The sequence below is a fragment of the Aliiruegeria sabulilitoris genome (assembly GCF_001558155.1).
Lineage (GTDB): Bacteria > Pseudomonadota > Alphaproteobacteria > Rhodobacterales > Rhodobacteraceae > Tropicimonas > Tropicimonas sabulilitoris.
The window spans coordinates 1-543 of the sequence record NZ_LOAS01000125.1 but is presented as its reverse complement, the minus strand read 5'-3'; the positions used below and the strand labels follow the sequence as shown (position 1 = coordinate 543).

The following is a 543-nucleotide window of genomic DNA, read 5'->3' as shown; positions in this document are numbered from 1 at the left end:
TGTGGACGTTTGTCATGACATATGATAGCTCTTTTGGTGCGGGGTCATGGAGACTCGCGCACAGGAGGTTCACCGGTCAGTGACGGCGGGAACAGCCGCGGCGGCTTGCGCCAGCGGGCGGGTTCTTTCGTCTCGCGACACTGGCTTGTGCGAAGTGAGGAGCGAGAGAATGGAATTTCACCACATCGGGATCCCGACGGCGCTGGAGCGTCCGAAGGAAAACCACATGGCCGATGCGAAGCTGTTCGTCACCAATCCCGACGACAGTGTCGCGCGGATCGAGTGGCTTCGGTTCGAGGAGGGCAGCCCGCTTCCCGACCTGCTCAAGACCGAAGCGCATATCGCCTACCTGGTCGATGACGTCGATGCCGCGATGGCGGGCAAGGAGCTCTTGATGGAGCCCTTCGAGCCCGGCCCCGGCACCCGAGTGGGCTTCGTGATCGAGGACGGCATGCCGATCGAGTTCATGTCGGTCGCCAAGGGCTGAGCGCTGCAAGCAACAAGGAATACGAACATGGCGATGAAGAAGTTCATCAACGATCC

At 61.0% G+C, this 543-nt stretch carries 1 protein-coding gene; it reads left to right on the top strand.

The features are described from left to right. Positions 1 to 169 precede the first annotated feature (169 nt). Positions 170 to 487, top strand: a complete 318-nt coding sequence (locus tag AX756_RS24830) for a VOC family protein (RefSeq protein WP_068318573.1) — start codon at positions 170 to 172, stop codon at positions 485 to 487. Positions 488 to 543 lie beyond the last annotated feature (56 nt).